This is a genomic window from Streptomyces diversicolor, assembly GCF_057537855.1.
Genome location: NZ_BAAJXA010000059.1, coordinates 1 through 21963, shown reverse-complemented (window position 1 = coordinate 21963; position 21963 = coordinate 1). Strand labels below are relative to the sequence as shown.

Annotated in this window: 17 protein-coding genes and 6 pseudogenes; 14 read left to right on the top strand and 9 right to left on the bottom strand. The window is 69.6% G+C overall.

The window, feature by feature from the left end; translation table 11 throughout:
- Window positions 1–278 precede the first annotated feature (278 nt).
- The 7 genes and pseudogenes from AC27LF_RS41245 to AC27LF_RS41215 form a co-directional block, all read left to right on the top strand.
- The gene (locus tag AC27LF_RS41245) at window positions 279–1295 is read left to right on the top strand and encodes a LacI family DNA-binding transcriptional regulator (protein WP_479664422.1); all 1017 of its coding nucleotides are present in this window, start codon (window positions 279–281) and stop codon (window positions 1293–1295) included.
- A 377-nt stretch (window positions 1296–1672) separates the two neighbouring features.
- Window positions 1673–3202 carry an ABC transporter substrate-binding protein gene (locus AC27LF_RS41240; RefSeq protein ID WP_479664423.1) on the top strand — a complete coding sequence of 510 codons (1530 nt, stop codon included), beginning with the start codon at window positions 1673–1675 and terminating at the stop codon, window positions 3200–3202.
- Between the two features lie 30 nt (window positions 3203–3232).
- Complete coding sequence (locus AC27LF_RS41235) at window positions 3233–4174, top strand: ABC transporter permease (protein ID WP_479664424.1); 942 nt, start codon at window positions 3233–3235, stop codon at window positions 4172–4174.
- Entirely contained in the window at window positions 4171–5943 is a 1773-nt protein-coding gene (locus tag AC27LF_RS41230) for a dipeptide/oligopeptide/nickel ABC transporter permease/ATP-binding protein (protein WP_479664425.1), read from the top strand. The genes AC27LF_RS41235 and AC27LF_RS41230 overlap by 4 nt, the downstream gene beginning before the upstream one ends.
- 1 nt (window position 5944) lies before the next feature.
- Complete coding sequence (locus AC27LF_RS41225; RefSeq protein WP_479664426.1) at window positions 5945–6805, top strand: ABC transporter ATP-binding protein; 861 nt, start codon at window positions 5945–5947, stop codon at window positions 6803–6805.
- Window positions 6806–7271: 466 nt separating this feature from the next.
- A complete protein-coding gene (locus AC27LF_RS41220; protein ID WP_479664427.1) occupies window positions 7272–9977 on the top strand; it encodes a GH116 family glycosyl-hydrolase in 2706 nt (901 codons plus the stop codon).
- Window positions 9978–10094: 117 nt separating this feature from the next.
- Window positions 10095–10457 (top strand): annotated as a pseudogene (locus AC27LF_RS41215) (FAD-dependent oxidoreductase); the annotation flags it as partial.
- Window positions 10458–10479: 22 nt separating this feature from the next.
- Here AC27LF_RS41215 and AC27LF_RS41210 read toward each other — a convergent pair.
- From AC27LF_RS41210 to AC27LF_RS41175, 8 genes and pseudogenes are all read right to left on the bottom strand, one after another.
- Window positions 10480–10958 (bottom strand): annotated as a pseudogene (locus AC27LF_RS41210) (nicotinate phosphoribosyltransferase); the annotation flags it as partial.
- A 167-nt stretch (window positions 10959–11125) separates the two neighbouring features.
- On the bottom strand, window positions 11126–11746 hold the full coding sequence (locus tag AC27LF_RS41205) for a V-type ATP synthase subunit D (protein ID WP_479664428.1): 621 nt from the start codon (window positions 11744–11746) through the stop codon (window positions 11126–11128).
- Complete coding sequence (locus AC27LF_RS41200; RefSeq protein WP_479664429.1) at window positions 11743–13137, bottom strand: V-type ATP synthase subunit B; 1395 nt, start codon at window positions 13135–13137, stop codon at window positions 11743–11745. The genes AC27LF_RS41205 and AC27LF_RS41200 overlap by 4 nt, the downstream gene beginning before the upstream one ends.
- Window positions 13134–14933: a V-type ATP synthase subunit A gene (locus AC27LF_RS41195; protein ID WP_479664430.1), complete on the bottom strand. Its 1800-nt coding sequence runs from the start codon at window positions 14931–14933 to the stop codon at window positions 13134–13136. The genes AC27LF_RS41200 and AC27LF_RS41195 overlap by 4 nt, the downstream gene beginning before the upstream one ends.
- Window positions 14930–15439 (bottom strand): hypothetical protein, encoded by a 510-nt coding sequence (locus tag AC27LF_RS41190; protein WP_479664431.1) that lies wholly within the window; start codon window positions 15437–15439, stop codon window positions 14930–14932. Before AC27LF_RS41190 ends, AC27LF_RS41195 begins: the two co-directional genes overlap by 4 nt.
- Window positions 15436–15663 (bottom strand): V-type ATP synthase subunit F, encoded by a 228-nt coding sequence (locus tag AC27LF_RS41185; RefSeq protein ID WP_479664438.1) that lies wholly within the window; start codon window positions 15661–15663, stop codon window positions 15436–15438. The genes AC27LF_RS41190 and AC27LF_RS41185 overlap by 4 nt, the downstream gene beginning before the upstream one ends.
- Window positions 15664–15665: 2 nt before the next feature.
- Entirely contained in the window at window positions 15666–16079 is a 414-nt protein-coding gene (locus AC27LF_RS41180; protein WP_479664432.1) for an ATP synthase subunit C, read from the bottom strand.
- Window positions 16064–17326, bottom strand: coding sequence for a V-type ATPase 116kDa subunit family protein (locus tag AC27LF_RS41175; protein WP_479664433.1), 1263 nt, complete (start codon window positions 17324–17326; stop codon window positions 16064–16066). Before AC27LF_RS41175 ends, AC27LF_RS41180 begins: the two co-directional genes overlap by 16 nt.
- Between AC27LF_RS41175 and AC27LF_RS41170 the strand changes: the two genes are divergently transcribed.
- Complete coding sequence (locus AC27LF_RS41170; protein WP_479664434.1) at window positions 17309–17830, top strand: CBS domain-containing protein; 522 nt, start codon at window positions 17309–17311, stop codon at window positions 17828–17830. The genes AC27LF_RS41175 and AC27LF_RS41170 overlap by 18 nt on opposite strands.
- Window positions 17831–17842: 12 nt before the next feature.
- On the opposite strand, the pseudogene AC27LF_RS41165 reads toward AC27LF_RS41170, so the two are convergent.
- Window positions 17843–18076 (bottom strand): annotated as a pseudogene (locus AC27LF_RS41165) (response regulator transcription factor); the annotation flags it as partial.
- 443 nt (window positions 18077–18519) lie between these two features.
- On the opposite strand from AC27LF_RS41165, the pseudogene AC27LF_RS41160 reads away from it, so the two are divergent.
- The 6 genes and pseudogenes from AC27LF_RS41160 to AC27LF_RS41135 all read left to right on the top strand — a co-directional run.
- A pseudogene (locus AC27LF_RS41160) lies at window positions 18520–19177 on the top strand (nucleotidyl transferase AbiEii/AbiGii toxin family protein).
- Between the two features lie 236 nt (window positions 19178–19413).
- Entirely contained in the window at window positions 19414–20097 is a 684-nt protein-coding gene (locus AC27LF_RS41155; RefSeq protein ID WP_479664435.1) for a GNAT family N-acetyltransferase, read from the top strand.
- 118 nt (window positions 20098–20215) lie between these two features.
- Entirely contained in the window at window positions 20216–20359 is a 144-nt protein-coding gene (locus AC27LF_RS41150; protein ID WP_479664436.1) for a hypothetical protein, read from the top strand.
- Between the two features lie 26 nt (window positions 20360–20385).
- Window positions 20386–20553, top strand: a pseudogene (locus AC27LF_RS41145) (DUF6233 domain-containing protein); the annotation flags it as partial.
- Window positions 20547–20984, top strand: a complete 438-nt coding sequence (locus AC27LF_RS41140; RefSeq protein ID WP_479664437.1) for a hypothetical protein — start codon at window positions 20547–20549, stop codon at window positions 20982–20984. The pseudogene AC27LF_RS41145 and the gene AC27LF_RS41140, both read left to right, overlap by 7 nt.
- A gap of 609 nt (window positions 20985–21593) precedes the next feature.
- Window positions 21594–21686 (top strand): annotated as a pseudogene (locus AC27LF_RS41135) (IS5 family transposase); the annotation flags it as partial.
- Window positions 21687–21963 lie beyond the last annotated feature (277 nt).

The following is a 21963-nucleotide window of genomic DNA, read 5'->3' as shown; positions in this document are numbered from 1 at the left end:
GCAGGCGGAGGGCCTCATGACGGGCCGGTGTTGTGTAACGTTCTACGTAGCGAGCGTAAGGAGCGGCCCGAACGCATGTCAAGGCACCGGAGGCGTTGAACGATGGGGAAACAAGGAAAGGCGGCGCTTGTAGCATGTCGGGGATGGACAACAGCTCTGCCGACGCCGACCCGCGGGGCGACATGACGACCTCATCCGATGGTGACAGGCGGTCCCGCCGCAGTCGGGTCGACCGCACGGCGCAGTCCGCCGGTGTCCGCCGGGTCACGATTCAGGACGTGGCGAACGAAGCGCGGGTATCGGTGTCGGCGGTGTCCAAGGTGCTGCGCGATGCCTACGGCGTCAGCCCGGAGATGCACGCCAAGGTCACCAGCGCAATCGAGAAGCTGGGTTACCGCCCGCAGGCCGGGGCGCGGGCCATGCGGGGTCGTTCCTACACGGTCGGCATCATGCTCACGGCGCTGTCGCACCCCTTCCAGCCCGAGATCGCCGAAGGTGTCACGGACGAGCTGGAACCGACGCCCTACCAGGAGATACTGGTCACCGGCAGCAGCGCCCCAGAGCGTCAGCAGCGCAGCATCGAGGCGCTGGTCGACCGTCAGGTCGACGGCCTCATCGTCATCGCGCCCGGCATGAGCACCGCTTGGCTGGAGGAGCTCGGGGCGAGCATCCCCACCGTCGTGATCGCCCGGCACGGTGGGGCCAACGGCTATGACACCGTTGTCGACGACGACCAGGGGGGCGCGCGTCTCATGGTCGACCACCTGGTCAGCCTCGGTCACCGGAGCATCGTGCATACCAGCCACCCCACAGCGGGACTCGAAAGACCCTTCGTCCTGTCGCACACCGCTCGCTGTGACGGATATGTCGGGGCCATGAAGCGGCACGGGCTCGAACCGGACGTGATCGAGACAACGTACACGGAGGAGGGTGGCTACCAGGCCGCCGTCGAGGCGCTTTCCCGGCCGGTGCCGCCGACCGCGATCTTCGCGGGAGCCGACATCGCGGCACTGGGTGTTCTGCGGGCGGCGGAGGAGCGGGGCCTGCGGGTGCCCGAGGACCTCACGGTGACCGGCTACGACAACGTGAACGCCTCGTCCATCGGCAGGGTCTCCCTGACCACGGTCGACCAGGCCGGCCATCTGACCGGCCAGATGAGCGCGCGGATCCTTCTTGAGCGCCTGAATGGTCGCACCCAGCCCGTCCACTACGTCGTGGCGCCCCGGCTCGTGCCCAGGGGGACGAGCGCGGCCCCCGCTCGCAGACCGGCCGCACGAGCGGCCCGTGCTTCCTGACGCATGCCCGAGACAGTCGTACATCGGTGCACCCTGTGCCAGGGTGCACCGATGCTGTTAGGTCCCCGTCGGGAGCGGGTCGGCATCGGTCAGCTGAGCTGAAGGCATCCGCCCGGAGTGTGAGATCCCAGGTCATGCGTTGTCGACGCCGTAGATTGACGATCGCACTACGGCCGCGTTGCCGAAATGTTACCCCGCGGGGTTGACGCGATCTCTTGACTCGTTCACGCCCCCTCCGTACCTTGCGGCGTAGAACGTTGTACACATTGACGTCGTCCAGCTCGCGGGGCCCTCTTCCGTCGCCGCCCTGGACGGATCTGCGCCAGCCGGCACGTAACCAGGCTGCAACCCTCATCGCGCGTCCGAAGGAGCCAACCATGCGGCGCATCACCCGACCCGCCCTCACGGCGGTCACCATGACCACTGCTCTTGCCGCAATGGCCGCGCTGAGCGGCTGCACCGACGCGAGCTCCACCTCGGGGAACGCGGGGGGCAAGGACACCCTCACGCTCGGAATGAGCCAGGACATCCAGGGCTGGGACCCCACGAGCCAGCCCAGCTACCAGGGCTGGGGAGCCGCCGCGGTCTACGAATCCCTCTTCCGCTGTGACGCGCTCGGCAAGCCCCAGCCCGCCGCCGCCAAGTCCTGGACGTTCAAGCCGGGCAACACCGGCGTGACGGTTCATCTGCGCCCGGGGATGAAGTTCTCGGACGGGACCCCGGTGAACTCAGCAGCCGTGAAGACGATGATCGAATACGCCGGGAAGACAGGCGGCAGCGCCACCCGGTTCGCCGGCATGAAGGTCACCACGCCGGACGACCTCACCGCGGACATCACCACTCCGTCGCCGAATCCGCTGCTCACCGCCCGGTTGTGCGAGGCGAAGCTGGCGAGCCCGAAGTACCTGGCCGCAGGCAGGACCAACAAGGCTCCCGTCGGATCGGGCCCGTACACGCTCGACACCAAGGCGACGACCAGCGGGTCCGTCTACACCTTCGTCAAGAACGACGACTACTGGGACAGCAAGACCTTCCCGTACAAGAAGCTCGTCCTGAAGGTGATCACCAACGAGACGGCGTCGGTCAACGCCCTCAAGACCGGGCAGATCGACGGCTCACTCATCACGCAGGCGACGTACAACCAGGCCAAGTCCTCAGGGATGAAGATCCAGACGCAGAACAGCCAGGTGACCCGGCTGCTGCTGACGGACCACCTCGGCAAGAAGGTCCCCGCCCTCGGCAATGTGAACGTGCGCCGTGCGATCAACATGGTGTTCGACAAGGACGCCATCGCGAAGAACCTCTACCGCGGACTGGCCACCACCACTGCACAGATCTTCCGCCCCGGCAGCGCCGCGTACATCGAGGGTCTGAAGGACCCCTACCCGTACGACGTCAAGAAGGCCAAGGCCCTGATGACGAGGGCCGGATACGCAGACGGGTTCAGCATCGAGGTCCCGTACATGCAGGGACAGAACATGGACGCGGTGATGCCCGTCATCAAGCAGCAGCTGGGCCTGCTCAACATCAAGGTCAAGCAGGTGACCCTGTCGGGGCCGAACGCCATCAGTGAACTGCTCAGCGGCAAGTACCCGATGCCCATGTGGCAGCTTGGCAACTACGGTGACTCGCGGCTGGACATCCAGGACTACATCCTGCCCGACGGCAACTGGAACGTCATGCACCAGACGGACCCGACCGTGGCCAAGCTCTGGAAGCAGATCCTGACCGACGACACGGCACAGTCGGCCAAGGACCAGCAGGCCATCAACCGCTATGTCGTCGACCAGGCATGGTTCGTTCCCATGGCCTCGCCGGGGATGTTCTACGCCTACAACGCCAAGCTCAAGGTCCAGCAGTCCACCGACCCGAACGCCCTGCACCCCCTGCTGTGGGACTTCAAGTAGTTCCACGGGTGTGAGTGATTGGAGTCGCAGGTGTTGCTCTCTGTGCTGAAGAAGCTGGTCCGCTCGCTGGCCGTGCTGCTCGTGGTCAGCTTCTCCACCTTCGTCCTGATGTACGGCAACGGGCCGGGAATCGCGCGCGCGGTGCTGGGCACGAACGCCAGTGACGCGGACGTGAAGGCGGAGACGGCCAGGCTCGGTCTGGACGATTCGCTCCTGGTGCAGTACGGCAGATGGATCAAGGGCGTCGTCTCGGGCAACCTCGGCGACTCCTTCTTCACCGGCCAGCCCGTGTCGTCCGCACTCTCCTCCCGGGTGCCGGTGACGCTCACCCTGATCGTGCTGTCCATCCTGCTGACTGTGGTGGTGAGCGTCCTCGTGGGTGTTACCGCCGCCGTCCGCGGCGGATGGGTCGACCGGGTGGTGCAGTTCCTGGCCGTCCTGGGGGCGGCGGTGCCCCCCTTCATCATCGCGATCGGACTGGTCTTCGCCCTCGCCGTGTCGGTCCGGGTGTTTCCGGCGACGGGATATGTTTCCCCGGACCAGAGCATGAGTGGATGGCTGAAGTCGGTCACGCTTCCGGTCCTCGCCCTCCTCGTGGGATCGATCGCCAACGCGGCGTCGCAGTTCCGCGGAGCCGTTCTGGACACGCTCTCCCAGGATTTCGTCCGCACCCTGCGAGCCCGGGGGATCCCTGAGTCGAAGGTGATCTTCCGGCATGTGCTGCGCAGTGCCGCCGGCCCCGGCCTCACCGCTCTGAGCCTGCAGACCGTGGGCCTCATCGGCGGGGCGTTGATCATCGAGCAGGTGTTTGCGCTACCGGGTCTGGGTGACCTGAGCAATATCTCCGCCCAGCAGGGCGACGTGCCGGTGGTGATGGGCTGTGTGCTGGTCACCATCGTGATCGTGCTGGTCGTCAATGTGCTGGGTGACCTCGCCGCGGCGGCACTCAACCCGAAAGCGAGGAAGCGGTGACCACGACTCCACCTCTGGATACGGCCGACCTGGTGCAGCCGGCCGCCAAGGGACGTTCCCTGTTCCGACGGCTGCTGACCAATCCACAGGGCCTGGTCTGCCTGGTCTTCCTGCTCTTCGTGGTGTTCCTGGGGCTGTCCAGCCCCTGGCTGGCCCCCCACGACCCCAACATGACCGACCTCAACGCGGTGAACGCGGGCCCGTTCAGCTCCGGGCATCTCCTCGGGGCCGACTCGACAGGCCGCGACATCCTGTCCCGGCTGATGTGGGGCACCCGGCAGACGCTGGTCGCCTGCGTCGTGGTGCTCGTCGTCTCCGTGGCGCTCGGTGTGACCACCGGTCTGGTCGCCGGTTTCTACCGGGGCAGGACCGACGCGGTGTCGAACTGGGTCTCCGACGTCGTGATGTCGACACCCGGCGTCATCCTGCTGATCGCGCTGTACACGCGGACCGGGTCGAACATCATCGCCGCCATGGCCACGTACGGACTCATCGTCGCACCCTCGTACTTCCGCCTGGTCAGGTCCGTCGTCCTCGGAGTCCGCAGCGAGCTCTACGTGGACGCCGCCAAGGTGGTGGGCCTGTCCGATCTGCGGATCGTCGGCCGCCACGTCCTGTGGGCCGTTCGCGCGCCGGTCGTCATCCAGAGTTCGTTCGTCCTCGCCTCGGGCATCGCGATCGAAGCCGGTATGGGCTTCCTCGGCCTGTCGGATCCCGCCAAGGCGTCGTGGGGCGGCGTCCTCCAGGAGGCATTCGGCAACATCTACAACAACAAGGCCGGCGTCCTGTGGCCCGCGCTCCTCATCAGCCTGACGATCATGGCCCTGGTCCTACTCGGCAACGCCCTGCGCGACACCCTGCAGTCGACGGCCAACCGGAAGAGGCTCTCACCGCGCCGCCTTCGTGAGGTGATCGAGCAGGCACGCGCGTCGGCGCCGCAGCCGGCATCGGACGACCGGCCCGCACCGGCTGACGCGGTGCTGTCCATTCGTGGCCTGCGCGTCGGGTATCAGGATGGCGAGGACGGCGTGCGCGAGGTCGTCCACGGCGTCGACCTCGACGTACGGCGCGGCCAGATCCACGGTCTGGTGGGCGAGTCCGGTTCCGGCAAGTCGCAGATCGCCTTCTCGACCCTGGGCATCCTGCCGCGCGAGGCGGTCGTGCTCGGCGGCAGCATCCTCCTCGACGGGAAGGATCTGCTGGCCGACGAACAGCAGCTGCGCACGGCGCGTGGCCGGCGGATCGCGTACGTGCCGCAGGAGCCGATGTCGAATCTCGACCCCAGCTTCACGGTCGGCGCGCAGCTCACCCAGGGCCTGCGCGCGGTCAAGAAGATCACCAAGCGTGAGGCGGAACAGGAACTGCTGGCCCTGCTGGCCCGGGTCGGCATCAAGGACCCCGAGCGCGTGTTCAAGCTGTACCCGCACGAGATCTCCGGTGGCATGGCCCAGCGCGTCCTGATCTGCGGCGCGGTGGCTTCCGGTCCCGACCTCATTGTCGCGGACGAGCCGACGACGGCCCTGGACGTGACGGTGCAGGCCGAAGTGCTGGAGCTGCTGCGTGAACTGCGCGACGAGCGTGGGCTCGCCGTGATCCTCGTGACCCACAACCTGGGGGTTGTCGCGGACATCTGCGACACGGTCAGCGTGATGCGGGAGGGACGCATCGTGGAGCGCAACGACGTGGACGCGCTGTTCGAGGCTCCCACGGAGGCGTATACCCAGGAACTGCTCTCCTCGGCACGCCGTGTCGAGATCGCGGAGGTGTGAGGTGGCTGAGGCCGAAGTGGTGGCTGAGCCCGTACTGAAGGTCGAGAACCTTGTCGTCCGCTACGGCGGCCGGCGGGGCACGGGGACCACGGTGATCGACGGTGTCGGCTTCGACCTGCACGCCGGGGAGACCCTGAGCCTGGTCGGCGAGTCCGGATCGGGAAAGACGACCATCGGTCGCGCGATCCTCGGACTCGCCCCGGTGACCGAAGGCTCGATCACCTTCCGCGGGGAGCCGGTCAGCAACATCTCGCGGGCACGCCGACGGAAGGTCGCCCACGACATCCAGGTCATCTTCCAGGACCCCTACTCCTCGCTGAATCCCTCGATGACCGTGGAGAGCATCCTGGTCGAACCGCTGATCGCCGCCGGCGTGGAACAAGGCCGGACGCGGGTGCGGGAACTCCTGAACGCCGTGGGCCTGCCCGCCGACTCCGGCAGCAGGTACCCGAGGGAGTTCTCCGGTGGACAGCGGCAGCGCATCGCCATCGCGCGAGCCCTCGCGCTCGAACCCTCCGTCATCATCTGCGACGAACCCACCAGCGCCCTGGACGTGACGACTCAGTCCCGGGTGCTCACACTCCTGCAGGACATCCAGCGCAACTCGGGCGTCGCCTACCTCTTCATCAGCCACGACCTGGGCGTGGTCAACGAGATCAGCGACCGGATCGCCGTCCTCAACCAGGGCCGGATCGTCGAGATCGGCAAGGCGCAGGACGTCGCCAAGTGCCCTCAGCACCCCTACACGCGCACGTTGCAGATGGCGGCCCCGATCGCGGACCCGAAGAAGCAGCGCCTGCGGCGTGCCCGCCGGTTGGCGGCGAACGGTGCGGAGGTCTCCGAACTGGAGAAGAGCTCATGAGTCCGCCCGCCCGGCTGCGTCCGGTGCCACGCGCCGGGCGGGTGCGTACGCCCTGCACCGCCGCCCCGACCTCTTGGACGGAGAGGTAGGGCACTTCGAACTCGCCCGGCGCCAACGGGCGGCCGCTCGCATCGTCGGCCGGCTGTCTCTGAGGCGCGGGGGGCGTCGGGCCGTTCGCCGGCCCGGCCGCCGGTGCCTGCCGAGGAACGGAAGCGACCGGGCGCGTCCCGCTCCCGGTCCGGGAACAGCCATCCGGCTCCCCGGCGAACTGCACCGTTTGGATCGTGTTCCGCAAGCTCAAGCCGAGAAGGCGGCGAAGCGCCGCCCCTTCGAGTACCACCCTTCCCCGCGTTGCGCACTGGTGGCCGGGAGGAACCTTCATCTCATGCGCGTGATCATCAGATCTCTGCGGGCTCCCTCTCGTCGACCCCAGCCCTTCGCCCGACTCACGGACAGGAAGTCGATCATGAAGCGTGTGTCCCCGACGCGCAGAACCCTGATGCGCGCGGCCCTCGGAACTGTTCCCGCGGCCTTCATTCCCCTGACCGCCGCCCCCTTTGCCGTCGCCGGACCCGCTGCCCCCGGCAGCACCGCCGACGCCCGCCGCGGCTCCGGCTTCGCCATCCCCGAGCCGGCGTTGAGCCGCCCGCTCGGCCGCATCGCGGACGGAGTGTGCGACGCCTCCGTCTCCCAGGTCTGCGACGGCAGCCGGCCACAGGGACCGATAGAGGCCCTCAAGGGCGCCTACCCTATGAGCGTCCCGGGGCTGGGCATTCCCCTGGGCGGCGTCGGAGCCGGATCTTTCATGGTCAATCAGTCCGGCACCTTCGGACCCTGGAACTTCGGCGGTGGGCAGAACGGCGACCGCTGGCAGAACCGGATCCTGCCCCAGGCGGCATTCCACTTCCGTGAGCGTGTCGGAAGCGGGCCCGCCACGGTCCGCACGCTGGCCACTGCCGGCCCGCGCAACACCGGATCACTGGGACCCGTCGCCGACCGCTCGTGGGGAAACCCGTTGCCGGCTTGGACTCTGCTGGAGCCTGGCGAGGGAACCTACAGCGCGCTCTATCCGTTCGGATGGATCGACTACAACGCTTTCGAGACGGACGTCTCTCTGCGGTTCTACTCACCGATCGTGGCGGGGGAGGACCGCCGTACCTCCCTGCCCGTGGCCTACTTCGACGTCCACCTCACCAACCGCTCCACCCAGGCGGCGGACGTGTCGGTCATGTTCACCATGCCCAACGCGCCCGGCAACGTGGGAGGCACGCCCGCCACCGTCCGCAAGGGACTCTCCAGCCGCGTGACAACCGACCGGACCACCGGCGTCACCGGCGTCACCCTCAGCTCCGACGACCCGTCCAACACCGCGGACGCCTACAAGTCCGAGTGGACCATCGCCGCGAAGCCGGCCAAGGGACAGAAGGTCACCTACACCACCTCCTGGAACGGCGACGGCAACGGATCCGACGTCTACAAGCCCTTCCAGAACAGCGGCGCTCTCGGTAACGCCCGCATCGACGACAGCGCCTCCGCGGGTGCCATCGCCGTCCAGGCTCATCTGGAGCCGGGCCGGAGCGCCGTCGTACCCTTCGTACTGACCTGGGACTTCCCGCAGATCACATACGACGGCAACCAGACGATCTGGATGCGCCGCTACACCAACTTCTACGGCGCCCGGACCACCGACCACACCAACGCCGCCGAGGGTGGCTACAACACCTACATCCCCGGCAGCTACCCCTTCCACCAGAGCTTCGCCATCGCCAACGACGCGCTGGACGACCGGGACAAGAACCTGCGCGCCGTGCACTCCTGGTGGAAGGCGATAGCGGGCAACACCGCCTACCCCGCGCTGCTGCGCACCGCGGGGCTGAACCAGCTCAGTCAGGTCGCGTTCAAGATGCCGCTCTGGGAAGGCGGCCTTGTCTCCAGCGCGGCCACACCCACGGGCGGCACGCGCGCGGGCAGCAAGACGCCCGGCACACACCTGTACTGGTCACCGGACTCGGCCGCCGGCGGAAACAACGGCATGGGCAGCGACGTCGGTTCCTACGGTTACATCGCCTACAGCTACCTCTTCCCCAGCATCGAGCGGGACCGGCTGCGCGCCGTGGCCGAGACCGTCATGCTCGACCCGTACGGCAACCCCGGCGACCCCGACGTGAACAACCCGTGGATCACCTTGGCCAAGGGCACCGAACCCAGGCCGGACAACCAGGAGTTCATCGACCGCCCGGCCAAGCGCCTGTACCGCATGTACGCGTACGCCCGTTTCCACGGAGACGGGGACTTCCTGGAGTCCGTCTACCCGGCCATGAAGCGCATGATGGCGTTTCTCCAGGCGCTGGTGCGCCCCGACGAGAACCTTCCGCGTACTCGGCTGACGCCGGACGGCGCCATGCTCCCTGCGATGCCGAACACCTACAACAGCATCCCCGGGCTCGGCCGTGACGTGTACAACTGCGGCCTGTACCTCCTGGCTCTGGCCATCATGGTCAAGGCGGGGCGGCGCCTGGACGAGGACGAGGCCACCGTCACCGCGTGGCAGCGAGCCTTCGACCGGGCCAGGACCGAGTTCGAGGACGTCTTCTGGGACGGCACCAACCAGTGGTACCGGTACACCGAGTACACGAAGGGCAGTGCGGCCCATCTGGACACCTTCTACGCCCAGCACGTCGCCGAACGCCTCGGGCTGCCGGACCTCGTCAACGTGCGCCGGTACCGCACCCAACTCACCCGGCACTACGCCCGTTTCACCGCCGACCGGGACGCGGACGGGCGCCTGCTGGGCGCACGCACCATGGTGCTGCCCGACGGAGTGACAGAGTGGCCCGCCCTCTCCAGCATTCTGGGAGTGGCCGCGCCGCGCCAGGAGATCGCGGTGTTCACCGGCACCAACTACTTCGCCGCCGCCACCTATCTCCTGGCAGGCGCCCGCTTCCACGATGCCGACCTGCGCGAGCACGGACTGGAGATGGCATCAGCGGTCTCCACCCAGATCTGGTCCGTGGACGAGAACGGCTTCGCCTTCGACGCCCCGGAAGCCTTCGGCCCTTCCAATGCCGCGATCTACAGCTACCCGGCTTACGAAAGGGTCCTCGCCGTGTGGGACACGCTCGACGCGATCGAGTCCCTGGCCACGGTGCTTCCCTCCGCGCCCCGGGCGTGACTCACCTGTCCCCACCGCGATCGAGCAGAGCCTCGATGAAACGCGGTCCTCCACCGGGGCCACGCACCGCGCAAGCTTCCACGACAGCCCAGCCGGCCGGGAACCGGGCCGGTGTGGATGGGAGCGGTCGCCAAGGTCGTCGCCCGCTACCCTGCCGCCTTCTGGCGGGACGCGGGACTCGCGGGCGCTGCTGCCAGCAGAACCGGCCCGCTGCAGCAGTTGCACGAGATGTCCGGGCCCGACGGGCAACCCGCCGCCCTGTTCGGCTTCGCACCGGCCCAGGCCGTCAGTCCCGGCTTCGAGAAGGCCATGATCGCTCAGCTGATCCAGCTCTTCGGCCCGGCCGCCGCCGAACCCGAGGCCCTTCACATACAGGACTGGAGCACCGAGCGGTGGACCGCTCCGCCGGCCGTCCACCACCTCGCCGACTACTCTCTGTTCGGCAACCCCCTCTACCAGCGGCCCGCGCTGGACGGCAGGCTGCACTGGGCCTCGACCGAGACGGCCGACCTGTACGCCGGGCACATCGAGGGCGCCATCGCCGTCCGGCCGCGGCCAGGACACAGCGCGCCGCCTTCGAAGCGACCACCGTCTGGTGGCACAGCTGGTTCAGCAGGTATGTCTCGACGAACTGGTCCTGCGGGAGCGGGGCGGTCACCTCCAGCAGCGGCTCGCCGTCGAACACCACATGGCCCTCCGGCACGGCGCGCACTTCGCCCTCGAAGGAGATGCCGAGGAGCGGTTCGAGATCCTGGACAGGACGGTGCAGGGCGTCCGCGAACTCCTCGATGTCGTCCTGCTCCACGCGGTAGCCGGCCAGAAACTCCGGGGCGGACTCCAACCCGCGGCAACCAGGAAGCCACGGCCGGATGGAAGGTCGCGGACGAAGAGGCTGAAGGTGGCCGGGGCCCGCATGTTCTCCCGGAGGTAGGACATGGCCATGGTCACTTCGTAGAGGTCGGTGGTGGTGACGTCGGACATGGTGATCCCCGCCGAGTGTCACCGACGGCGTGCTGACCGTCAGCGTGGGTCTGGGCGCGGAGAGGGCGGAGGCGAAGCACGTGGAGATTCGGCACGGGAACTGATGCTGGACCGGCGGCGGATGGCGGGCCGTGGGCCCGCCATCGTCGGGCGGTTGCGCGAAACGTTCAAGGGCCGCCGTGGCCGGCGGCCCAGCGGCGCCGTACCGCTTCTTCGTGCTCCGCCTCCTCCAACGCCAGTTCCGCTACCTTCAGTTCGTCCCGTAGTCGAGGGATCCAGTGCCGGCGCAGCGCGCGGACCCGCTGCCGAGTCCGTACGGCCTCGGCGGCCAGAAGCTCGGCGGCTGCCCGGTGCACGGCGAGTTCCGCCGCGGAACGGGCCGCCGCACGATAGGCCGTCTCGGCGTGCGCGAGGGCCGTGTTGGACGGGGTCTGTTCCCACGGGGAGCGGACGGGGTCCGTCCAGCAGAGCGCCGCCGGGTGGCGCACGCCCATCAGCGCGCCCCACCGGACGTCGACGCGCGCCCGCTCCACCGGCGCTGCCTCGGCCAGCGCGCGGTCGCCGCCGAGCAGCACGCCTCGTACCAGCCAGGTTTCCGCCTCGGCCAGCCTCTGTCGCCACACCCGGCCCGCGTCCTCAGCCGCTTGCCGTGCCCTGTGCTCCTGGTCCAGCAGGAGCCGGAGCTTGCGTTCCAGGAGGCCCGCTCCGCGAACCGCCGTGGCGAGACTGCGACGTAGCCGCAGACGCCCGGCGCGGCCGACCGGGACCCGGCGCGCCCGCGGACTCATCCTGCCTCCCGGTCCTGCGGCGGAGCGTGGGCGTCGAGCAGGTCGGCGGGAAGCATGCCGAGCTGGCTGCGCGGCAGGATCAGCAGCACCTCCCAGGCCCGGTCCAGAGAGTCGTCCAGCGACCGGTCCTCATCAGTGCCCTGCGCGAGGAACCGGCACCGGAAAGCGTCCTCCAGGTCCAGATGGCGCAGATCGGTCGGGCTGAGAGCCGACCGTCCGATCAGGTCGGCGAGCTCCCGCACCTGCCGCGACCGGGCCAGCGCGGCGATCAACTGCGCCGCGACGGCCGAATGGTCCGCGCGGGTGCGTCCCGCTCCGGTTCCCTTGCGCATCAGTCGCGACAGCGAGGCCAGCGGATCCACGGGCGGATACGTGCCTGCCGCATGCACCTCGCCGGACAGCACGATCTGGCCTTCCGTGATGTAGCCGGTGAGGTCCGGGACGGGGTGGGTGATGTCGCCCGCGGGCATGGTGAGGACGGGCAGGATGGTCACCGACCCTGGTCGGCCCCTGATGCGGCCACAGCGTTCGTAGAGGGACGCGAGGTCGCTGTAGAGATAGCCGGGGTAGGCCCGGCGGGCCGGAATCTCGCCACGCGCGGCGGACACCTCACGCAGCGCCTCCGCGTAGGCCGTCATGTCCGTCATCACCACCAGGACGTGACGGCCCTGGCCGAACGCCAGGTGCTCGGCGACGGTCAGGGCGAGTCGCGGGGTGAGCAGCCGTTCGATCACCGGGTCGTCGGCGGTGTTGAGGAACAGGACCAGTTCCCTTGCGGCCGAGCGGGCCGCCAGTCCTTCGCGGACGAACGCCGTGTCGGCGTGGGTGAGTCCCATGCCGGCGAACACGACGGCGAACGGCTCGCCTGCGCACGTGGCCTGAGCGGCGATCTGCACGGCCAGTTCCAGGTGCGGCAGCCCGGCCGCCGAGAACACCGGTAGCTTCTGGCCCCGCACCAGCGTGGTGAGCACGTCCACGGCGCCTACACCGGTGAGTACCGCCTCGTTCGGCGGTTCCCGGCGTACCGGGTTGATCGGCGCGCCGCCGACCCCCGCGTACGACCCGCCCAGCACCGGTGGCCCCCCGTCGGCTGCTTCGCCCCGGCCGTTGCACACCCGTCCCAGCCAGCCGGCACCGACCGGTATCCGCAGCGGCGTCCCCGAGAAGGCGACACGGCTGCCGGTGCGGCTCAGACCGGCCGTGCCCTCCAGGACCTGCACCACTGCTACGTCGCGGTCCACGTCCAGGACCAGGCCGTGCCGTCGTTCACCGGAGTCGAGGACGATCGTGGCGAACTCGTCCCACCCGACCCCGCTCACTCCCTCGACGAACAGGAGCGGACCGCGCAGATCCCGTACCCCCGTGTACTCGATGCCCTCGGCGTCGGTCATACCGCCTCCTTGAGCCGGGCCAGCACGGTGTCGCGGGCCGCGGTCACCGGTGCGGCCTCGTCGGGGCCCGCCGTCTCGCGCGCCCGCAGCAGCGGGGTGAAGTCGACGGCTTCGACGGCCTGCGCGGGGGTTCCGGAGTCCACCAGCTCCAGGCAGCGGTCGATGACCGTCAGTACGGCCTCCGCCAGGGCCGCCGTCTTCGCGGGGGCGCTGTAGGCGTCCGCCGGGGACAGCGCGTTCTGCTGGATCGCGGCCTCGCGCAGCAGCCGTCCGGCGAGCACACTGATCCGTTCCCGGGGCGGCAGCGCCGTGATGCCGACCAGTTCGACGAGGTCGGCCAGCCGGTCCGCCTTCGCCAGCTGCCGCGCCACACGGCCACGCCGCTCGGCCCACTCGGCGTCACCGGCCTGGGCATGGGCGGTGGCCAGCGTGGTGGCGTCCCGGGAGAAGGACTCCGACCAGGACACGGCCGGATAGTGGCGCGCGTAAGCGAGATCGCGGTCCAGGCTCCACAGGCAGCGTACGAAGCGCTCGGTGTGCGCGGTGACGGGCTCGGTGCGGTCACCGCCCGGTGGAGACACCGCGCCGATCACCGTGACCGAGCCGGTCGCGCCGCCGAGGGTGCGCACGGCGGCGGCCCGCTCGTAGAACGCGGCCAGTTGCGAGGCGAGCCCCGCCGGATAGCCTTCCTCGGCGGGGAGTTCACCCATCCGGGAGGCGAACTCGCGCAGCGCCTCCGCCCATCGGGACGTCGAGTCGGCGATCAGAACGACGTCGAGGCCCATGTCGCGGAAGTACTCGGAGACCGTCGCGCCCGTGTGCACGCCGGCCTCACGGGCCATCATCGGCATGTTGGAGGTGTTCGCGATCGTCACGGTCCGTTCGGCCAGACGACCCCCGGTACGCGGATCGGTCAGCTCCGCCAACTCCTCGATGACGTCCGCCATCTCGTTGCCGCGCTCGCCGCAGCCGACGTAGATGATGACGTCGGCGTCGCACCACTTGGCGATCTGCTGCAGCAGCATGGTCTTGCCGGTGCCGAAGCCGCCGGGCACGGCGACGGTGCTGCCACGTGCCACCGGGAAGAGCAGGTCGACGGCCCGCTGCCCGGTGTTCAGGGGGACGTCCGCCGGCAACCGCCGCGCGACTGGTCGCGGTCTTCGCACCGGCCAGGACTGCTCCAACCGCACTTCTTGGCCGCCCACCACGGCGAGCACGACGTCCGAGGGGTGATCGCCGGCCGCAGCGACCCACGTCACCTCACCCGACAGGTCCGCAGGCACCAGGAGTCGCAGTGGCACGCCCGCGCCGATCTCCCCGAGGACGTCACCGGCTGCGACCGGCGCTCCCTCAGCCACTCGCGGTATGAACGACCAGGCGCGACGGCCCGGTTCACCCGTCGTCGGTCCGCCCGCCGTGAGAAGGTCGCCGATGCCGGCCAGAGGACGCAGCAGCCCGTCGAACACGCCGCCGAGCAGATCCGGTGCCGGCCGCACCGACAGGGGACGTCCCTGGGGCTCCGCAAGGTGACCGGGGGCCAGCCCGCCGGTGTACTCGTACGCCTCAATGGTGGCCGTGTCGCCGTGGATGGCGACCACCTCGCCCGGCAGTCGGGCGGCACCCAGCATGACCAGGTCGTGCATGGCCACCGTGGGCGGGCAGGTGATCTCCACGAGGGGGCCGGCGACACGGAGGATCCGTGGCCGGTCCGCGCCGTCCGGCGGAGTGCCCGATGGGATCTGTGGCAGTGTGCGCCTGCCCGACGAGTCCGACGAAGGGTTGCCGGAGGCGGTCATGTCGGCACCCACAACCGCTCGGCTCGGACACCCAGCCGGTCCAGGGCACGATCGGCGAGGGCGTCCGCCGACAGGTCGACCCGTCGGCCGGGCACCTCGGCCGTCACCCCGCCCTCCGAGGCTGTCGTGACCTTCGCCTGCGGACCCAACAGTTTTCGTGCCGTCTCCGTGCAGCGCGGACGGAGAGACGAGTCCTCCGTGAACTCCCTTCGCACACCCGCCCGGACCGCGGCCCTCAGGGCCCCATGGACCTCGGCGCGGGCCGCGAGTTCCGCCGCCCAGGCGTCCTGGACCGCCCGCACCCGTTCCCGAGCCGCCTCGGCGGCACCGTCGGCTCTGCCGAGGTTTCGGGCCCGCTCAAGCACCGCGTCGGCCGTGGCACGGGCTGAGCGCAGGGTTTCCTCCGCATCGGCCTGAGCGCGGTCCCGTACGGCGTCGGCCGAGGCCCGTGCCGCGCGCAGCAACTCGGCGCGGACGGGGCTCAGCGCGTCCACAGGCGCGGTCATCCGGGCATCACCACCGTCAGCGGCCGGGACGGGTCCGACGCCGTCGCGGCGCCGCCCAGCGCTTCGGCGGCATCGGCCGTGAGGATCACGAGGCCGACCGTGCGGGGCAGCGTCCGCCAGGTTCGGCGGACGGCGTCCGGATCCTCCGCGACGAGCACGTCGACTCCCGCAAGCGCCAGACCGGACACGCTGGTCCGTGTGCCGATAGCGGCCACGGTAGGCATCGTCATGCCTTTCCGATCAGCAGGATCGCGACCACCAGCCCGTACACCGCGATGCCCTCCGCCAGACCGACGATCACCATCGCCCGGCCGAACATCTCCGGACGCTCGCTCAACGCGGCCAGCGCCGCGGCACCCGTGTAGGCGACGGCGATCGCGGCTCCTATGGACGCGCCGGCCACCGCGATGGCCGCCCCGATCAAGGCGGATCCGTTGACCCCACCGGACGCAGCGGCCTGCGCCGAGGCATGCGCTGGACCTGCCAACGTCGTGGCGAGGACGACGAGGGCGCCGCCCAGGAGGGCGAGGTTCGTGGCCAGGAGCCAGCGGAAGGCGTGTCTGGTCCGGCGTCGCCGCGACAGCCGGACGGCGCCGAGCACCGCGACCAGGACCGGCAGGACGATCAGCCAGGTGAGCATGGGATCACCTTCGTAGCGGGATCGGCAGGCTCCGTCGGGGGAACGTGCCAGGGACGGAACGGGCGGCCCTCCGTCTCGAAAAGCCGATAGAAGAGTTCGTAGAACTCCAGCCGCAGCGCCTGCACACCGGCCACCAGGGCCTCCAGACCGAAGGAGACGGCTGTGCCCACGACGAACAGCAGGGCGGCGCCCACGACCCCGGCGGCGCCACGCCCGGCCAGTCCGGTGGTACCGCGCCACACCAGGTCGGCGAGTGCGGCATGGGTCAGGCCGAAGGCGGCCAGCCGGGCGAACGACAGGGTGTTGGTGCCGGTCCGCACGACGACGTCGAACAGCCGCACCACCGTCTCGGCGAGTCCCGCGCCGCCGCCCGCAGTGGCCCGGAACAGGCCGAACGCCACCAGCGCCAGCCCGGTCACGGCAAGAGCGGCTCCGGCGACGGCCGGAGCCTGCCGGTGCAGGACCAGGCCCGCCGCGGCCAGAGCGAGGCCCAGGTAGAACAGCAACCCGGCACAGCCGGACGCCGCGTACAGCGCCGAGCCCCAGCCGCCCTCACGCACCCGGTTCACCGCCCCGGCGGCGTGTGCGAGGGTCAGCAGACCGGCACCGAGCACGACGGCAGCGGCCAGCAGACGCGCAGGATTCTCCAGCGGGCTCAGCCACAGCACCGGCAGCAGCCCCGTCGGCCCGAAGAACTCGCCGTAGGCGGCCCCCGCCACCATCGAGGCGACGCCCGCACCTGCGAGGAACGGCCACAGCCGGCCCACCCCGGTCAACCGACGCGGCCACCCGAGGCGCAACGCGACTGCACCGAGGACCAAGAGCGCCCCGTGCCCCACGTCGCCGAACATGATCCCGAACATCGCGACGTAAGCAAGGCCCGCCGGCCACGAAGGATCGATGTCCGCGTAGGCGGGTGTCCCGTACGTCGTCACCAGCGGGCTGAAGGAGGCGGCCCGGCCCCGCCGCAGCAGTGTCGGCGGATCGGCTCCGCGCGGGGCTGGCAGCGGCAGCAGCGCACCTCCCGCAGCGGCCAGGCGGCCGGCGACGCGGGGTACCTCCGCGGCCGGGCACCACCCGGCCAGCGCGGCCACCTCTCCCTGCCGCACCGCGCCCTGCGCGCGCTCCTCCAACTGGGCCTCGCCCGCGAGCAGTGCGACGTTTTCACGGCGTTCGAGCAGGTCGAGGTCGGGCGCGGCGGAGGACAGCACGCCGGGGCGCTCCCGGTAGTGGATGCCGAGGACCATGTGGTCGGCATCGTCTCGGAGTCCGACCTGCTGGCCAAGGTCGCCTTCGAGGCATCCGGTCACCGGCCCGGCCGTATCGGCAGGCTGCGTGAGCGCCGGATCCATGGCAAGGCCCGTGGCGACCTGGCCGCCGACCTGATGACAAGTCCCGCGATCACTGTGCTCCCGGGCGCGACCGTTGCTGAGGCGGCCTGGCTCGCCGCGCTGTCCCGCCTGAAGCGGATGCCTGTCACCGACCGCGATGGCCGCCTGGTGGGCGTTGTGCGCCGTGACGCGCTGCTGCAGTCGCTCATCAGGGACGACGCCGCTATCCGCGGGGAGGTCGAGGCAACGATGGCAGCGTGCTGCTCACCGGGCGACCGGGAAAACGTGGAGGTGGCCGTGCACGACGGCATGGTGGAGCTGACCGGCCGGATGCCCTCGGCGGCGCTGGCCCGCGTGGTGGCGGAGGTAGGGGAGATCGCCGACGTCGTAGAGGTGAAGAATCTGCTCACCGCCGTCTGATCCCGGCCGCTCTCAGCGGGAAGAACGACCCTTCACTTCGTGGGAGCCGTGCGGGCCGGTCTCGTGCTCGTCCACGTGGGAGGCGATGACCGCCGCCTGGACGCGGCGTTGCACGCCCAGCCTGGCCAGCAGCCGGGAGATGTGGTTTTTGACGGTCTTCTCCGACAGGTACAGCTTCTTGCCGGTCTCGCGGTTGCTCAGACCGTCGCCGATCAGCGCGAGAATGTCGCGTTCTCGGGGCGAGAGGTCGGGCCAGTTCCGGAGGCGCCCGAAAGCCGGGCCGCAGCCGAGTGGGCGGCTCGCGAAGCGCTGCTGCGTGGCCTGCCTCTGAAGATCGTGCATGTCCAGGAGCCGACGCCCCGGTACGCCGCCCGGACACCGTTGCCGGACCCGGCTGCGTCACCCGGGCATCGAGGTGATCACCAAGCGGCTCACGAGGATCGTGGCCGATGTCCTCTGCGAGGCGGCAGGCTTCGCCGAACTCCTGGTACTGGGCTCGCGGGCACTCGGTGTAGTGCAGGGGTTCATGCTGAGGGCCTGCGTGAGGATCTGGCGGCCTTCCTGCACCACCGGCTGCTGGCCGAGCAGTGGCCCGTTCTGCGTCGCCTGGTCAGTCCCTGCATCCGTGAGGTCTGGGAGCACGCCTTCCCTGAGCTGCCCCGCACCGCTCCGGCCGACACGACGGCCGCGTGGAGCTCACCCCGCTCCATGAGCGTCTCCTTGCCGATATCCTCGATCTCGGCTCTCCCTATCCTCTGGTCCTCACCGGCGGATACGCTGTGCAGGCCCATGGTCTGGTCGAACGCGTCAGCCGTGATCTCCACGTTGCCACCGAGAATCCCGCTCCGATGGACGAGATCGTCGCTGCCCTCACAGCCGGCTTCGCCGCGCGTGGCCGGCGGACCACACATGTCCAGACCGACCCCCTCAGCGGCCGGTTTCTTGTCATCGCCCCGGATACCGGCGAGCAGTGCGAGGTCGACATCCTCAAGGAGGCATTCTGGGCTCCGCCCGCCCAGACCCCCCTACGGTCCCGTCCTCTCCCTCGACGACGTGATCGGCACCAAGGTTCGCGCGCTCGCCGACCGCGGGACCGTCCGCGACCTCATCGTCCGGGCCGCCTCCCGACACCGCTCTACCGCCGATCTCGAATCTCTCGGCCGCCGCCGCGCCCCCGATGAGTTCAGCCTGGAGAATCTCCGTGACCGGCTCACCGGTGCGGACTGGTACGAGGATGAGGACTACGCCGCATACGGGCTCACCTCCCGGCAGATCGACGAGCTCAAGATGTGGGCGCTGACGGGGGCGGAGGACCTGGGGGCGCGGATCCACGACGAGAACGCCTGACAGGAGACCGCAGCCCTCTCACGTCGGTTGATCACGCGCTCGAACATCGCCCGCCGGCGGGCAGGGTCTGCGCTATGGCCCGCGGCCACCGCACGAACTTCACAAGTCCACACAACCCCCGATGATCAAACGGTGGCCGCACCCCGTTCCCAGCCGGGGGGTGCGGGCCCGGACACCGGACGACAGGGGATGGTTATTCGCCCGTCCACCGGTTGCGGTCATGGTCTAATCGCCGGATGACGAAGATCGAATCAGGGCTGATACGACGTTGGCTGAACGGCTGGACCGTGGCCCGCTCCCTGCCCGAGGCCGAGCCGGTCGAGTCCGCCGGGGACGGCCTGCGGTCCAAGTGCGACCAACCCGGCCGCGAGGTCGAGGTGTTCGCGCTGCGTGCGGACGAGGAGCCCGAGTCCGTGGCACGGCTGGCGGCAGCCGTCGCCGCCACGACGCAGACCACCTGGCTCACCGTGCCTACGCTGCGCCCAGGCACCGTCGAAGCCGTCGTCGGCTCTGCCGGACTGGAGGTGCTCCACCGCTCCGAGTGGTTCATGACGACCGATCTGACCGAGCACCCGCAGCACGCGCCCGCCGCGCCGTACGAGCGCGAGGTCCGCACGGAGGGACCAGTCACGGTCGTCTCCCTCCATGACTCCTCCGGAGAGGTGGCAGCACGCGGCACCATCGCCGTGGTCGGCGCCGATGCGATCGCCGACCGCATCGAGACGCACGCGGCGCACCGGCGACGCGGCCTGGGCCGTGCGATGATGAGCGCCCTGGCGGAGGCCGCCGTGTCCCAGGGTGCCCGTACCGGTCTTCTCATCGCCAGTGAGGAAGGCCAGCGTCTCTACTCCTCGCTCGGCTGGCGCCACGAAGCCGACGTCCTGATCGCCCGGGGGCCGGTGCTTCCCTCCAACCGGTAGGACTGGCTCACGCCGGCCGATCCGCCTTACGCACGGCGCACTCCCGCGGATCCTCCGAGCGAAGATATCCGGATTGCAACAGCACGGACTTCCCGGCCTCAGCGCACACAACACAGCCATGATCGAAGCAGTCGCCGGCCTCCCGCCGATCGTCGCGAGCGGCGACCTCTTCGGCATCCACCCTCACACCGCACACAGGCGGGCTCAGTATGCGCAGGACAACTGGGCGGACTACCTCGCGGCCTGCGAAGCCACCGAATAGCGCAGGGGCAAAACACTGCCTCGTAGGACGGCAGTGTGGAAGCGGCGGAGTACCGGGTGTGGGTACGCGCGCCTGAGCACATCCGGCTGGTCGACGGCGTCGACTACGACCAGGTCGCCACCGAACGCATCGAACCGCCGCCGCAGCCGGTGGTCCGGGAGGTTCTGGGGGAGCACCGGCCCTCCGGGTGGGTGGGTGGCTCGTCGACCCCAGCAACTTCGTCGGCGACGTCGGGCTCGACGAGGTCTGCCCGCCGGGCGTCGACGTCGCCCGCTACCTGAACTACCACGAGGATCCGGGAGGGCTCTCGCTCGCGCTGGGGAGGGACGCGATCGCCGGCGTTCAGCGGATCGCTGTTCTGCTTCCCGATACTTGGGATGGCGGCTGGGTGCGCGATGCCGTTGCGGCTCGGGGCGTGAGCGGCACCGTCGTCCCGGCGACCGGCAAGCTGGCCCGCTTCATGCGGCCGTCTTCGTCGCGAGCCGTCCTGGGCCGAGAGCTCGGTGCGTTCCTGGCTGGCAGACTGCCGTCAGCCTCCAGGGCCAGTTCGCGTCGGGCGCGGCGTTCGCGGAGGGAGAGGATCCAGAGCAGTGGGCGCGACGGACCAGCGACCTGTTCGATCTGATCGACGATCCGACTCGCGTGCCGGCTGCGCTCGACCAGCAAGACCCCCGGGAGGTCTGAGAACGGCCTGTCGGCTCCTGAGGGGCAGGAAGCCCGGAGGCCGCTGTCGGTCTTCCAGGTCGGCGCCACCCTGCGTTGGGAGAGCGGGAGCTGACGCACGGCCAGGTGATTGAGGTACTGGTGGCGAATCGGCTGACCGCTCCGGCGCCGCTGTTCCGCGTCGGGGACTGGGCGTACTCGTGTGGGGCCGTGATGGGTCTTGGTGGAGGCCGATGCGTGTCCCGGCTGGTGCATTTACGGGTCTCATCGGTGTCTTGCTGGGGGTTTCGGCGATCAGCGGCGTTGTCGCGTCCGGCCGGTGGCAGCAAAACGTCTCCTCAGAGGTTGTTTTCACGTTCAATGTGAGCTTCATCCTGCATTTTTCGATGGGAGTTGGTCGTTGCGCTGGGCCTGGTGGAGTGGATGTGGCGCATGTGCTGCAGGGGGTGACGCCTGGGACGCAGTGCGGCTTGCGCCTGTCTCATCCAAGACGCCCGTCGTGCGGCCCGTGCTTCCGCTGCTTGCGGTGCACGCCTGGGCGCACGCCCTCGGACGGCGGTAGGTCCAGGTCATGGCCGAACGTCGTGCGTATCCGAGTGATCTGCCCGATGCCCGCTGGGAGTTGACCGAGCCGGCGCTGTCCGCCTGGCGGGCCGAGCGGCGTCGCGGCACATGACCCTGTCCATGGCCGCCCTCGCCGCACTGACCACCATTCGCGCCCAGGAACTGTCAAAGGGGGCAACGATCTTGGACAAACCCGCCTGATACCCCTGTCCATCGCGGAGATCCGTCGCCTGATCGGGCTGCTCCTCCACCCCCAACGCCTCACCCCGACGCACCATCTGCACTGGTCATGCTGGAGACGGCTCAGTCAGACACGCGCTCGCCGCAGCCACTACAAACGCCGAGGCCAAACCCCATAACTGTGATTGCAGTACTAG